The organism is Streptomyces sp. CB02261, assembly GCF_001905665.1.
GTDB lineage: Bacteria > Actinomycetota > Actinomycetes > Streptomycetales > Streptomycetaceae > Streptomyces.
Genome location: NZ_LIVX01000007.1, coordinates 509,663 through 523,222, shown reverse-complemented (window position 1 = coordinate 523,222; position 13,560 = coordinate 509,663). Strand labels below are relative to the sequence as shown.

Genomic DNA, 13,560 nt, shown 5'->3' with positions numbered 1-13,560 from the left:
GGTAACACGCGAGTGTCTCGGCCTTCGCCCGTCCGCGGGTTCGGCCGGACGGGTCGGTGCAGAATGACGGCATGACCATGGAGATCAGCCCCGTGCGGGTGCTGCGAGCCGGAGCCGCGCCGGAGCCGACGGTGCCGCTCCCCGCCGACGGGTCGGTGGCGCTCTGGCTGCTGCGGGTGGCGGAGGACCCCGGGGCGCACGACCTTCTCGACGCCGAGGAGCGGCGGCGCTGGAAGGCGCTGGTACGGGAGGGCGACCGGGCGCGGTATCTCGCCGCGCACGGCGGGTTGCGGCGTCTGCTGGGGCGCTACCTGGACGTGCCGGCGGGCGAGGTCGTGTTCGTCAGGGAGGACTGTCCGCTCTGTGGAGGGCCGCACGGCCGGCCGGCCCTGCGGGGCGGGGGGATCCACTTCTCCCTCTCGCACAGCCGGGATCTGGTGCTGGTCGGGGTCGCCGCGAGGCCGGTGGGGGTGGACGTCGAAGCGTATCCGGAGGCCGAGGTGGCGGACCTGGTCGCGGTCAGCCTGCACCCGAGGGAGCGGGAGGAGTTCGCCCTGCTGCCCGAGGACGCCCGGCAGGCCGCGTTCACCCGGTGCTGGGCGCGCAAGGAGGCGTACCTGAAGGGAACGGGTGAGGGGCTCGCGGGCGGGCTGGAGCGGACGTACGTGGGCCTGGGTCCCGATCCGTCCGCGGTGCCGGGCTGGTCTCTGACCGACGTACCGGTCGGGGCTTCCTTCGCGGCGGCGGTCGCCGTCGCCGACGGGCCTGAGATCCGGCTGGGGTGAAGTCGTGGTGTCCAAGGGGGGACTTGAACCCCCACGCCCGATAAAGGGCACTAGCACCTCAAGCTAGCGCGTCTGCCATTCCGCCACTTGGACCAGGTGTGCGTCACTCCCGGGATGATCATCCGCGGCGGCGACAGGTATGAATATATCAGGGGTTCGGCGCGTGATTCACGTGCGTTTTCCGTGGTCAGCGCGGTGCGGGGCACGTCGGGGGACGACGGCGAGAGCGTCACCGCCGACGTGCCCGCCGGAATCGGAGCGGGCGGCGATACGGGTGGCACCCCTCAGCCGGCGCCGGCCAGCGCTCCGAGCCCCTTCCGCAGGTCCTCCGGGTTCATGACCGGGGCGTAGGAGATCTTGGCCTCCAGCTCGAGGAAGAACGGCTCGGAGAGCTTCGGCATCTGGGAGGGGTCGGTCAGGTCGAAGAACATGTACGCGGTCCGGCAGCCGTTCTCGACGCCGAAGTAAGCGGCTTCGGGACGGAGTTCGCTCATCGCGTTCTCCATCAGCTTCGACAGGGTGCCCTGCCTGATGGCCTCGTTGGAGGCCTGTGTGTCCATCTGAACCTTCAGCAGCATGCGCATGGCGCGGCCTTTCGCGACCGGGCAGGCATGCCGATCGGTACGCCCTCGTCACCCGGACGCCCTTTGATTCCAGCGTCCCCCCTCCATCTCGGCGGGACCACTCGGGCGGCCGGGGAGGCGCCGCACGGCCGGCCGGCGGCCGGGGCGGGCACCGGTATGACTGCGACGGCGACGGCGGGGACGGCGGCGGCCGGTCAGTGGCCGGCGAGTTCGCCGGTGAGTCTGGCGTGGAGGTCGGCGCTGGGGTGGTTGAGGCCGGTGATCTCGACGCTCTTGCCGCGCTGGGCGTACTTGGTCGCGATGGCGTCGAGGGCGGCGACGGAGGAGGCGTCCCAGACATGGGCGGCGGAGAGGTCGATCACGACCCTGTCCGGGTCCCCCGCGTAGTCGAACCGCCCGACGATGTCGTTGGAGGAGGCGAAGAACAGTTCGCCGGTGACCTTGTACAGGGCGGTGCCGCCACCGGGGGCGAGCACGGGCACGACCTCGGCGACGTGGGCGACGCGCTTGGCGAAGATGACCATGGCCGTGATCGAGCCGACGACGACACCGACGGCGAGGTTGTGCGTGACCACGACGCACACGACGGTGATCACCATGACGGCGATCTCCCCCGCGGGCATCCGCCGGAGCGTCTTCGGGGCGATCGAGTGCCAGTCGAAGGTCGCGAACGTCACCATGATCATGACGGCGACCAGAGCGGCCATCGGGATCTCGGAGACCACCGGCCCGAAGACCACGCACAGCACCATCAGGAACGCCCCCGCGAGGAACGTCGACAGTCGGGTGCGTGCCCCGGAGACCTTCACGTTGATCATCGTCTGCCCGATCATGGCGCAGCCGCCCATGCCACCGAGGAAGCCGGTGACGATGTTCGCGAGGCCCTGGCCGACGGACTCGCGGGTCTTGTCGGAGGGCGTGTCGGTGATGTCGTCGACGAGCTTGGCGGTCATCAGGGACTCCATCAGGCCGACGAGCGCCATGGCGACGGCGTACGGGGCGATGGTGGTCAGGGTGTCCAGGGTGAACGGCACGTCGGGAAGGCCCGGCACCGGCAGTGAGGAGGGCAGGGCGCCCTTGTCGCCGACCGTCGGGACGGCGATCCCGGCCGCGACGGTGATCGTCGTGAGGACGGCGATCGAGACGAGCGGCGCCGGGACGGCCCTCGTGATCCTCGGGAAGAACACCATGAGGGCCAGACCGCCGACGACCAGCGGGTACACGGCCCACGGAACGTCGCGCACCTCGGGGATCTGGGCCAGGAACATCAGGATCGCGAGGGCGTTGACGAAGCCGACCATCACCGAGCGGGGGATGAACCGCACCAGCTTCGCCACCCCGAGCGCCCCGAGCACGACCTGGAGGACACCGGCCAGGATGACCGCGGCGACCAGGTGTCCGAGACCGTGCTCCCGGTTCAGCGGGGCGATCACCAGGGCCACGGCGCCGGTGGCCGCGGAGATCATCGCGCGACGCCCGCCGAAGACGGAGACGACGGCGGCCATGGTGAACGACGAGAACAGTCCGACCGCGGGATCGACACCCGCGATGATCGAGAACGAGATCGCCTCGGGGATCAGCGCGAGCCCGACCACCAGACCGGCCAGCACCTCGGTGCGCCAGACCTTCGGATCACGCAGCCAGTCGGGCTTCAGACGGCGGAGGTACGCGGCCGGGGACACGGTGGAAGCGGGAGAGGACAAAAGACGGAAACCTGTCGGGCTCGGGCACACCCCTGGTCGGCGGGCCGGGCGGGCTGGGGGCGCGGAGGAGCGGCCCGCACCCCGCGAGGGACCCCGTCGGCGTCGGACCTTCGCCGGGGGTCACCTCGGCCCCGACACGTGATCGGGGAGGCGACGGCACGCCGCTCTCGCCCGGCAACTCTACCCGCCGTACGGAACCCGCCCGCGTGCGCCGGTCACTCCCGCGGCGGCGGAGGGGCCATGATCACCCAGCGGAGGCCGGCGGTGATCGCACGGCCCCCCGGTCGTCCCAGCGGCAGCATGAGCCGGGTGGCGGCCGGCGGGTCCAGGTAGGCCCTCGCCCAGGCGGGCAGCAGCTCGACCGCCGCGGCCGCCAGGAACGCGTAGGGAAAACGGGCGAGCGCCGGCAGCGGTGGATCCGAGAGCAGGAAACGGGCCGCCGCCCTCGACGCGGGCGTGGCCCGCAACTCGGGCCGGTACTCCGCCAGGCGGGCCGCGAGTCCGGCGCGGCTCCCGGGCGGGCTCTCCACCCCCAGCCGCCGCGCCACCTCGGCCATGTCGGCCACGTAGCCGTCCGCGGCGGCCGGGTCCAGCGGGGCCCGGCCGTACCGCTGGTGGGCCCGGAGGAAACACGCCGTCTCGGCGACGTGCACCCAGCCGAGGAGATGGGGGTCCGAGGCGCGGTACGGCACACCCTCGGGCGTCGTGCCGCGGATGCGCGCGTGCACCTCCCGTACCCGTGTCACGGCCGCTTCGGCGTCCTCGCTGGTCCCGAAGGTGGTGACGGCGAGGAAGGTGCTGGTCCGCTGGAGACGCCCCCAGGGGTCCCCCTGGAAACCGGAGTGGGCGGCGACCGCCGCCATCGCGGTGGGGTGCAGCGACTGGAGCAGGAGGGCGGCGAGACCGCCGATGTACATCGACGCGTCGCCGTGCACGACGCGGATGGGACGGTCGGGGCCGAACCAGCGCGGGCCCGGTGTGCCGTGGATGCGCGCGCGCTTCCGGTGCGCCTCGGGGCCCGCGACCCGGTGCAGCAGGGACTCACCGGCCCGCTCCCGCAGGGCGACGACGCACGACGGTGACCGAGGCACACCTCCAGTATGGCCGGTCGGCCGGAGCCGGGGCTGTCACCCGTATGCGCGCGGCCCGTGACGCATGAAGCCCGCGGCGGGGGGCAGCCGCCCCTCCGGCGGCCGGCGCCCCGGCGCCCGTACGGCCGCCGCCGTCAGTCGAACGGTCGGCGGAACCGAGCGACGTACCGCCGGTGCTGAGGCAGGCGGTCCGTCATGTGGTGCCCGGAGGCGATCGATGAGCTTTCCCCTGCCCGACAGCGTCGACGCCCTGAAGGGCATGATCGGCCGTGAGGTCACCTCACTGCGCGCGACGGTACGCCGGCACGCGGAACGCCCCCTGAGCGGATCGGGCGGTACGGAGCTGGCGTCGCCGTTGCAGTCCCTGGCGGTCCTCCCGCCGTCCGCCGAGCTCGACGGGGCCACCCGGTGCCTGTGCGGCACCCACGAGCCGGGCGGTAGCGGGGTCTGCTCCGTGCTCGCCGCGATCCCCGTCTCCGCCGTGCTCCTCGAACCGGTGTGGGACAGGGCGGGCTCCGTCCTCGACTTCCGGATCGTCGCCGGCAACCGCTTCCGGTCGGCGGAGTGGCTCGACGCGCCGGACCACCAGGTCGGCCAGCGGCTCCTGGAGGCACGCCCCGGCGCGGCGCACTCGGGGCTGCTCGGCGCGCTGGCGGACGTCGTGGACACCGGCAAGCCCCTCGACGGGATGGTGGTGGACTACACGGAGGAGCGGCTCGGCCGGATCCACCGGGCTCCGCTGCTGTACTCGGCGGCCCGGTGCGGCGAACAGGTGCTCGCGACGTGGCGGCCCGTGCAGACCCAGGCGGAGCTGCTGACCGTCGACGCCCAGTTCCTGGCGTCGATGGGGTGGGGGAACTGGGACCTGCTCTCCGGGAAGGTCACCTGGTCGGAGGGGCTGAGCCGGATCTTCCACGCCGATGTGCGGATGCCGTGGACCCTGGACCAGTTGTGCGACGCGCTGCTGCCGGGCGATCTGACGGCGTTCTCCGAGTTCCTCACCTCGGTGCTGGCGGGCGAGGAGCCCGCCTGGACCCGGATCCGTTTCGTGGTCCTCGGCGAGGTCCGTACGCTCGACCTCCTCGGACGGCCCGTCACCGGGACGGACGGCAGGACGTGGGCCGTCAACCTCGTCGCCCGCGACCTCACTCCGCAGATCCGCAGTCGGCGGCGCCTCGCCGAGACGGAGCGGGAGTCGGACCGGCTGCGACGGCAGACGGAAGCGGAACGGCGGGTCGCGGACGCGCTGCGCGAGGCGATCCTTCCCACGCACTCGGAGGCGCTGGCGGCGGTCGGGCTGACGGTGGCCGCCTCCTACCGGCCGGCCGAACCCGACGCGGCGGTGGGCGGCGACTGGTACAAGTGCCGGCTGCTGTCGGACGGCCGGGTGCTCGTGGCGATCGGTGACGCGTCTGGGCACGGCCTGGAGGCCGTCGCGCGCATGGCGCAGCAGCGGCACGCGCTGGCGGGCCTGGCACAGACGAACTCGTCGGCCGGGGAGATCACCACCTGGATGAACGACCTGGTGTGCAGCGATCCGACGGGGCAGACGGCCACGATGGTGGCCGGCCACCTCGACGAGGACAAGGTCCTGCACTGGGCCGACGCCGGCCACCCCGCGCCGCTGCTGCTGCGCGACGGCCGGGCCGAACCGCTGGCGACGGAGCAGCGGGGCCCGCTCCTCGGCGCGCTGCCCGGGTACGCGTACGAGACCTCGTCGACGCCGCTGCTCCCGGGCGATCTGCTGGTGCTGTACACCGACGGCATGGTCGAGCGCCGGGGCGAGGACGTGACCGTGGGGATCGACCGGCTGGCCGCCGCGGTCGAGGCGTCGTCCCCCGCGGCTCCCCAGCAGGTGATCGACGCGCTGCTCGCGGACGCGGAGATCGCGGGTCACGAGGACGACGCGTGCGTTCTGGCGATCCGGGTGGAGTGAGGCCGGCCGGGGCGGACGCGAGCGGGGTGCAGCGGGTCAGTCGCCGAGGAGGCGGCGGGCCTGCGAGAGGAGGCGGAGGAGTTCGGTGCGGGAGGGGTCGTCGGCGGTGTCCGCGGCAGGCAGGCGTCGGGTGTGGGTGACGAGGACGTGCAGGGCGACGGCCGCCTGGCGGGCGAAGAGGCAGAGCAGGTCGAGCTCCGTCAGGCTGGACCGGGCCTGGGGGGACGGGTCGAGCACCTCCAGGACCCCGAGGACCCGGTTCCCGTGGATGAGGGGGGCGGCCATCAGCGCGTTCGGGACGTAGCCGGTGGACTCGGCGATGTCCCGGTCGAACGGCGCGCTGTCGTGCAGGTCGTCGACCACCATCGGCTCCCCCGACGCGGCGACCCACCCGGCGATCCCCCGGCCCGCCGGGAACCGCCGGCCGACCAGGAAGTCCTGGCCCTGCCCGGAGACGGCCTCGAAGACGAGCTCGTCTGCCGCGGCCTCCAGGAGGAGGATGGAGCTGGCCTGGGCGCCGAAGATGGCCCGCGCGGTGTCCACCACCGACTGGAGCAGCTCCTCCATGGCCGGATCGGGTTGGCGTGCCGCGGACGCGACGGGGGTGATCGTCTGAGCCATGGGGGTTCCCTTCCGGTGCCGGTCGTTACCGGCGTCCGTGGACACGGACGTTGGCTGCGGACAGATACAGGGCGTTCTTCAGCTGGAACGGCGTCAGCCGGGGACGGCTCGACAGGATCCGCGCGCACAGCCCCGCGATGAACGGGGTGGCGAAGCTGTTGCCGGAGCTGCGGATCGACGTGCCGCCGAGCCACGCCACCTGGACCCGCTGCCCCGGGGCGAAGAACTCCACCGGCGGCTCCGGGTTGTAGAGGTGGAGGTCCGGGTCGTCCTCCTGGTGGCTGCCCACCGAGATCACCGAGGAGAAGCGCCAGGGAAAGCTCTCCACGTGCGTGTTGTGCGCGGAGGCCACGATCACGGTCTGCTGGAAGTACGCCTCGTCTGCGAGTCGGCGCAGTTCCTCAACGAAGCGGTCGCTGCTGGTGGACAGGCTCAGGTTCACCACGTCGAACCGCTGCCGCACCGCCCATCGGATGCCTTCGAGCAGGACGTCCCCGCTGCCGGAGAAGCGTTCGCCGAGTACGCGGACGCTGGTCAGCTCGCAGTCGGGGGCGGTGCGCCGGATGATGCCCGCGCAGGCGGTGCCGTGACCGCAGGCGTCGCCCTCGTCCGTCTCCTCGACGTGGACCCCTTCCTCGTCCTTGAAGACGCGCCACGAGCCGTCGAGCGGGCCGACCATGGGGTGGTCCCGTTCGACACCGGAGTCGACCACGCAGACGCGTACGCCGCGGCCGGTGCCGCCGAGGAGTCCGGGGCCGCCCTCGGGCGGGTCCGGTGGCCCGTCGGCCTCCACGGGTACGTCGGCGGGGCCTCGCCCCCGCAGCCCCCAGGTGAGTCCGGGCGCGGGTCGCCGCGCGGTCGTCATCGTGGTGCCTCCTCTCCGGTGCGGGTGCCGGTGCCGGTGCGGGCGACGCGTACGGCCGTGGCCTCCGGTCGCCCTTGCGCGCAGGCGTCGGCCGCCGCTTCCGCCAGGCGTACGGCGGGGAGATGGCCCTTGGCCGCGAAGTACGCGCGGGCGCGAGCGGCGGCCTCGGCCCCGTCGGCCGGGCGGTCCAGGGCGAGGGCCGTCCGGGCGAGGTCCAGGGCGGCGAGGCCCTGGACGAGGGGCGAGTCGGTACGGCGCGCGGTGGTGAGCGCCCTCGCGGCCAGCCGGGTGGCGGTCGTGGACTGCCCCCGTGCCGCGGCGATCCGGGCGCGCAGGCCGTCGAGGTCGGCCGACTCGGCGCGCGGCCGGGCCGGTTCGGCCCGCGGCTCCTCCAGTTCGGCGAGGACGGTGTGGGCGGCACGCCAGTCGCCGAGGTCCAGCCGGATGCGGGCGGCGTCCAGGAGGGTGCCACGCAGGAGGCCCGTGGCGCCGAGGTCCCGGGCGGAGGCCGCGGCCCGTTCCAGGCTCTGGAGGGCCTCCCCCGGTCGGCCGGCCAGGTCGGCCACGGTCGCGGTGAAGATCGGCAGGAACGCGTCGGCCTCGGCGTATCCGAGCCGCTTCGCGAGCTGCTCCGCCTCCGCCAGGCAGGCGAGCGCCCCTTCACGGTCGTCGTCGAGGGCGAGGAGTACGGCCAGGGGGCAGTTGAGGGTCAGTCGTACGGCCCGGCGGCCGGCCCCCTGGTCGGCGAGGAGCTCACGGCAGCGGGCGACGGCGTCCGCGACGGGTTGCGGCCCGCGCCACAGCGAGACGCCCGTCGCGCCGAGCGCCGCGGCCCGCTCCGGCTCCGCGTCCGCGCGTACGGCGTGGCCGAGCGCGCGGCCGAGCAGCCGCTCCGCCTCCCCGTGGCGGCCCTGTTCCTGGGCCCGCTGGGCGAGCCGCAGGCAGGCCCTGGCCTGGCCGAGGTCGTCGCCTGCGGCGGCGAAGACCGGAAGGGTGGCGCTCGCGGCTTCGGCGGGCGACTCGCCGTGCCCGGCCGACGGCCCGGCGGAGGCCAGGGCGAGACGGGCGTGCGCGGCCTCCACGACGGCCTCCGCGACGACCTCGCCCACGGCGGGGAGGGCGGGGGCGGCAATGCGGCCGACGTCGGGCGCGGTGGTGGCGGAGGCCCCGACGGCGGGGACGTCGGCGGGGACCTCGGCGGGGCCGGGGGTTGAGGTCGCGTCGGTGGGGACGTCCCCGGCCGCGTCGGGGGCGTGGGCGGAGTGGGCGTCGGCGGCCGCGTGGGGGTGGCCGTCGACGGCCGAGGTGGTGGCGAAGGTCCCGACGGCGGGGCCGGTGGCGGAGGCGGCGTCGGTGGGGACGTCCCCGGCCGCGTCGGCGGCGGAGGCGGCGGGCGGCGTGTACTCCGCGAGGACCTCTTCCAGCAGCGCCCTGCCTTCCGTGCCGCGGCCGAGGTCCAGCAGTGTCTGGCCGAGGCGCCGCCGGGTCGTCGTGCTGCCCGGCTCGCCCGCCGCGTACCGGGCCGCGGCCCGCGCGAGGAGGTCGGCGGCCCAGACGGGGTCGGCGTGGGCGAGGGCCAGCCGTCCGGCCTCGGCGAGCGCGTCGGCGGCGCGTCGGCGCAGCCCGTCGGTGTGCGGGTCCTGGGCACCCAGCTCGACCCGGTAGCGGTGGGCGTGTTCCAGATGGGCGCCGACCGCGGCTCCGCCCCGTGCGCGGACCGAGTCGAGGCGTGCCGCCCGTTCGTGCCGGTCGGCCCGGTCCATCTTGGACTGGCTGGCGTAGACGACCTCCTGGATCAGCCCGCCCGCGAACCGGAACGCCTCCCCGTGCGGCCTGATCAGGCGGTGCCGGACCAGGCGGTGGATCGTGGACAGCAGCTCGGGACCGGTCCACGTCTCCGCCGGATGTCCGGCGAGCGCGGTCAGTTCGTCGGCGGTGAAGTCGCCGCCGAGGACGGACGCCACGCCGAGGGCCCGGTGTTCCGGCGGGTCGAGCGCGTCGATCCGCGCGCCGATCAGGGCCTGGAGCTGGAGCGGGACGCTGTCCGCGTCGACCTGGTCCCCCGCGAGCAGCAACTGTTCCAGGTGCAGCGGATTCCCGCCCACCCGTGCCAGGACCCCGGGGCCGAGCGGCTCGCCGTTCGCCGCTCCCCCGGTCAGCTCGGCGGCGAGGAGCTGGGCCTCGGCGTCGGAGAGGCCGCCGAGCGGCACGGCGTCCGCGGCGAGTTCGGGGCGGGCGTCGAACAGTTGCGGCCGGGTCAGCAGGACGATCAGGACCGCGGCGTCGGTGAGTGCACGCAGCAACCGTTGAAGGGCGTCGAAGAGCGGCTGCGCGGCCCAGTGGCAGTCGTCGATCACCAGGACGACGGGTTCCGTCGCGGACAGCTCGGCGAGGACCTTGGCGAGCGCCGCGCAGGTGTCCGCCGGCGACGGGTTGGGCGTCCCGTCCAGGAGCAGACCTCCGTCGAGCAGGTCGAGTTCGGGAGAGGGGGCGGGCCTGCCTCCGGTCTTCAACAGGTCGGCCACGGCGTCGGCGAGCGGGCCGAGGCTGGGCTGTTCTCCCCGGGCCCGACAGCGCCCCACGCCGTGACGCGGGCCGGCGGCAGGCGTGGTGAGCGCGGCCTCACGCGGAGGCGTGACGGTGACAGCCGCGACCGTCGGAGCCGTCAGGGCCGTCGGGGCCGTCTGGGCCGTCTGGGCCGTCTGGGCCGACTGGGCCGACTGGGCCGACTGGGCCGTCTGGGCCGTCGGGATGGTGGCCGTCAGGGCCGCGCCCGTCGCACCCCGCGCCGGCGTCGCCCGGTGGATCCACTCGCGTACGAGCCTGGTCTTGCCCTGGCCCGCCTCACCGCCGACCACCAGGCGACCGGCCCGGCGGGTCCGTACCACCTGGGCCAACGCCTCGTCCAAGAGACCGATTTCGCGGGAGCGGCCGACGAAACCGAGGTCGAAGCGGCGCAGCGCCTCGGGGCCCTCCTCCTCGTCGACGCCCAGCAGGAGGTGGGCGGGGACGCGGTCGCTCTTGCCCTTGAGCAGCAGCGGGCCCGTCTCGACCGTACGGACGCCCGGACCGGCCGCCGCCAGGGTGTCGGGTCCGATGAGGATCTCCCCGGCGGCGGCGTTCTGCTCCAGGCGCGCGGCGACGTTGACCGCCTCACCGGAGACCATCGCCTGCCGCAGGGTCGCCGAACCGGTCACCACCTGACCGGTGTTGACGCCGATGCGCATCTCCAGGCGTACGCCGACGGCCTCCTCCAGGCGGGCGTTGAGCCCCGCGAGCGCCTCGCGCATGGCGAGGGCCGCCGCGAGGGCCCGCCGGGCGTCGTCCTCCCGTACGGCAGGCACGCCGAAGACGGCCATCACGGCGTCGCCGATGAACTTCTCCACGGTGCCGCCCTGTTCCTCGATCCGCTGCCGCATGAGGTCGAACCAGCGGAGCGTCACCGAGCGCAGGGTCTCCGCGTCCAGCGCGCCGGAGAGGGCCGTGGAGCCCACCAGGTCGCAGAAGAGGACGGTCACCACCTTGCGGCCGGTCGGCTTGGCCATGACCGGCCCGGGGGTGCTCGGGCTGCCGCACGAGGGGCAGAACCGGGCGCCGGGCGGCAGTGCGCTCCGGCACGAGGCGCAGGGCATGGGTTCCTCCGGTGGACGCGGGACGGGGGGCGGCCGGGCTCAGAACAGGGCGCCGCCCGCCACGTCGGCATGGGCCTGGACCTCGGGCGCCGCCGCGTCGAGCCGGCCCCGGATGTCGACCAGCAGGTCCAGTTCCTCCGGGGTGAGGGCGCGCAGGACCTCGTGCTGCTCGTCGCTGAGGACGTCGACGTCGAAGCCCGCGGCGGCGAGCGCCTCCAGGGTGGGCTCGGGGAGGGAACCGGAGGAGGGTGATCCGGCGGACGCGGTGGCGTCGTCGTGCGGCGTGGTGTCGTCGGTCACGGGTGTCCTCCGGGGGTGGCGGCGAGGGAGAGGAAGAGCCGGGTGAGCAGGTGGGTGGTGTGCAGCGCGCTGACGGAGACGGCGGTCCGCTGGGCCGGGGTCGGCGCGAGGGCGTCGAGGACGCGGTAGAGGTCGTCGAGGTGGTCCCCGTCGAGCTCGGCGTGTTCCCTGAGGGTGCGGAACGCGGCGTCGGGGAACCCGGTGGCCGCGGCGAGGCGGTCGGCGAGCCGTGGCCCGGGGGCGTTCCCCTCCAGGACGGCGATGTAGCCGAGCAGGGTGACGGGGTGCTCGTGCTCGATCCGGTAGTACTGCGCCCCGGCGAGTTCGACGGCGACGGGGTGCGGCACGGCGTCCGGCGCGGCACCGGTGGCCGCCAGGTCCTGGAGGAGCCAGAGGTCGTGGCCGCGCTCCTCCTCCGCGTGGCGGACGCAGTACGCCTGGAGCAGTCGCGCGGCCGGGTCGTCGAGCTCGCCGCACCGCGCGGCGGCCCGTCGGAGGAGCGGCACGGAGGCCCGTACGAGGGGATGCATGGCGGCCAGGTAGCGCGGATATCGCTGCCGCAGACCGTCCGGTCGCCAGAGCGACGCGAGGGCGGCCCGCAGGACGGGAGCGGTGGGTGTCAGCGTGGTCCTGAGCGCGAGGGACGCGGTGGTGTTCATCGGCGGCTCCACGGGTTCTCGGGGGCTGTACGTGTCGGTCGGAGGCAACGGCCGTACGTCGGCCGCCTCGCCCGGACGTCGACGGCCCCGCGTGCGCGTCGCTCGCTCATCGGCCGCTCCGCTCCTGTGGGGGAGGCGATTCGACCAGGTGCGCGTAGCGGGCGCAGCCCAGGCGGCGTACCAGGGCGGTGGGTCCCGCGGCCAGCTGCTGGCGCGCGCTGAGCCGGTCGAGCACCTCGCCGACCCGGCCGCCGGCGTCACGGGCGGCGCCCGCGAGGACGTCCGGGCGGTCGGCGAGCGCGTGGCAGCTGCGGCAGTAGCCGGCCGGGGCGGGCGAGGCCGTGTACCGGGCGTGCAGGCGCTGGGGGCCGACGGTCCGCAGCATGCGCAGCACCGGGGAGTCGAGGGAGCGGGCGCGGACGGCAGGCCAGTCGTCCTCGGCGATGTGGCCGAGCCGCAGGTGCGGGGGGACCGGGCGCCGGTCCACCGTCCACTGGTTGCAGCAGGCGGCCACGGTCCCGTCGTAGGCGACGACCGGCCAGGCGGCGAGGGCGCACGGCGCGGTCCGGGAGCCGCCGGGTCCGGGCGGTGTGGCGCGGACGAGGCCGGCGGCGCGGCCGAGCGGCCGGACCTCGTTGACCAGCAGCGGCACCCGGCCGTCGAAGACGCGGCGGATGTCCGCGACCGCCTCCGCCAGGTACGGGTCGTCGGGTCCGGTGCCGGTGAGGTGGACGCTGACGGGGGTGCCCGCGTCGAGGACGGACCGCAGGACGCGCAGCACGTCCGCGCGCGGGACCTCGCGTTCGTGGTGGACGTCCAGGCTGGCCGAGAAGTGGTCGAGGGTCGTGATCGCCCGCATGATCCGGTCCGGGACGCGCCCGTCACGGGCGAAGAACATCCCGCTGAGCAGCGCCGTTCGGGACCCCGCTTCGCGCGCGCCCTCCGCAAGACGGACGACCAGCTCCGGCAGCAGCAGCGGTTCGCCGCCGGTGAGCATGACCACGTCGGGGCGGTCGTCCGGGCCGAACGAGCCGACGAAGCGCAGCAGTTGCCCGGCGTCGGGTTCCTCGGACGCCGCCATGGAGGAGTCGGTGGAGCAGTGGGCGCAGCTCAGGGGGCAGCGGCGGGTGAGCGCCATCAGGAGGCCGCCGCAGGGCACCGGCCGCAGGCCGATCAGCTCCGCCAGTTCCACGTCTCCTCCTCCGTACTCCTCCGCGCTCGCACGCCGCTCGTACGTCGTCCGTACGCCGTAGGTGCGTCATGGGTGCGTCGCGCGGGGCGTCGCCCGGATCGTGACGCGCGGCGCCACACTTCCGGTTCGGGAACGCCTGGGAAACGGTTAAGAGGCAGGTGGGGGCGGTCGTGAGGGCTCGGGCGGGGTGCG

11 protein-coding genes and 1 tRNA gene are annotated in these 13,560 nt (G+C 74.6%); 2 read left to right on the top strand and 10 right to left on the bottom strand.

Annotation, left to right across the window (positions count from 1 at the left end; translation table 11 throughout):
- The first annotated feature begins 71 nt into the window (after window positions 1-71).
- Window positions 72-785 carry a 4'-phosphopantetheinyl transferase family protein gene (locus AMK29_RS24930; RefSeq protein ID WP_073816949.1) on the top strand — a complete coding sequence of 238 codons (714 nt, stop codon included), beginning with the start codon at window positions 72-74 and terminating at the stop codon, window positions 783-785.
- Between the two features lie 5 nt (window positions 786-790).
- On the opposite strand, the gene AMK29_RS24925 is transcribed toward AMK29_RS24930, so the two are convergent.
- From AMK29_RS24925 to AMK29_RS24910, 4 genes are all read right to left on the bottom strand, one after another.
- Window positions 791-878 (bottom strand) — tRNA-Leu (locus AMK29_RS24925).
- Between the two features lie 191 nt (window positions 879-1,069).
- On the bottom strand, window positions 1,070-1,369 hold the full coding sequence (locus AMK29_RS24920; protein WP_073816946.1) for a hypothetical protein: 300 nt from the start codon (window positions 1,367-1,369) through the stop codon (window positions 1,070-1,072).
- A 194-nt stretch (window positions 1,370-1,563) separates the two neighbouring features.
- The gene (locus AMK29_RS24915) at window positions 1,564-3,051 is read right to left on the bottom strand and encodes a SulP family inorganic anion transporter (RefSeq protein WP_073816943.1); all 1,488 of its coding nucleotides are present in this window, start codon (window positions 3,049-3,051) and stop codon (window positions 1,564-1,566) included.
- 236 nt (window positions 3,052-3,287) lie between these two features.
- Complete coding sequence (locus tag AMK29_RS24910; protein WP_073816940.1) at window positions 3,288-4,163, bottom strand: oxygenase MpaB family protein; 876 nt, start codon at window positions 4,161-4,163, stop codon at window positions 3,288-3,290.
- Between the two features lie 217 nt (window positions 4,164-4,380).
- On the opposite strand from AMK29_RS24910, the gene AMK29_RS24905 reads away from it, so the two are divergent.
- On the top strand, window positions 4,381-6,099 hold the full coding sequence (locus AMK29_RS24905; protein ID WP_073816937.1) for a PP2C family protein-serine/threonine phosphatase: 1,719 nt from the start codon (window positions 4,381-4,383) through the stop codon (window positions 6,097-6,099).
- A gap of 36 nt (window positions 6,100-6,135) precedes the next feature.
- On the opposite strand, the gene AMK29_RS24900 is transcribed toward AMK29_RS24905, so the two are convergent.
- The 6 genes from AMK29_RS24900 to AMK29_RS24875 form a co-directional block, all read right to left on the bottom strand.
- On the bottom strand, window positions 6,136-6,720 hold the full coding sequence (locus tag AMK29_RS24900) for a GAF domain-containing protein (RefSeq protein WP_073816934.1): 585 nt from the start codon (window positions 6,718-6,720) through the stop codon (window positions 6,136-6,138).
- A gap of 25 nt (window positions 6,721-6,745) precedes the next feature.
- Window positions 6,746-7,585 (bottom strand): S8 family peptidase, encoded by an 840-nt coding sequence (locus AMK29_RS24895; protein WP_073816931.1) that lies wholly within the window; start codon window positions 7,583-7,585, stop codon window positions 6,746-6,748.
- Window positions 7,582-11,217, bottom strand: coding sequence for an adenylate/guanylate cyclase domain-containing protein (locus tag AMK29_RS37690; protein WP_079197113.1), 3,636 nt, complete (start codon window positions 11,215-11,217; stop codon window positions 7,582-7,584). Before AMK29_RS37690 ends, AMK29_RS24895 begins: the two co-directional genes overlap by 4 nt.
- A 39-nt stretch (window positions 11,218-11,256) precedes the next feature.
- A complete protein-coding gene (locus AMK29_RS24885) occupies window positions 11,257-11,517 on the bottom strand; it encodes an aroma-sacti cluster domain-containing protein (RefSeq protein ID WP_398853561.1) in 261 nt (86 codons plus the stop codon).
- Window positions 11,514-12,176 carry an iron-containing redox enzyme family protein gene (locus tag AMK29_RS24880; RefSeq protein ID WP_073816920.1) on the bottom strand — a complete coding sequence of 221 codons (663 nt, stop codon included), beginning with the start codon at window positions 12,174-12,176 and terminating at the stop codon, window positions 11,514-11,516. Before AMK29_RS24880 ends, AMK29_RS24885 begins: the two co-directional genes overlap by 4 nt.
- A gap of 106 nt (window positions 12,177-12,282) precedes the next feature.
- Window positions 12,283-13,368, bottom strand: a complete 1,086-nt coding sequence (locus AMK29_RS24875) for a radical SAM protein (protein WP_073816916.1) — start codon at window positions 13,366-13,368, stop codon at window positions 12,283-12,285.
- Between the last annotated feature and the right edge of the window lie 192 nt (window positions 13,369-13,560).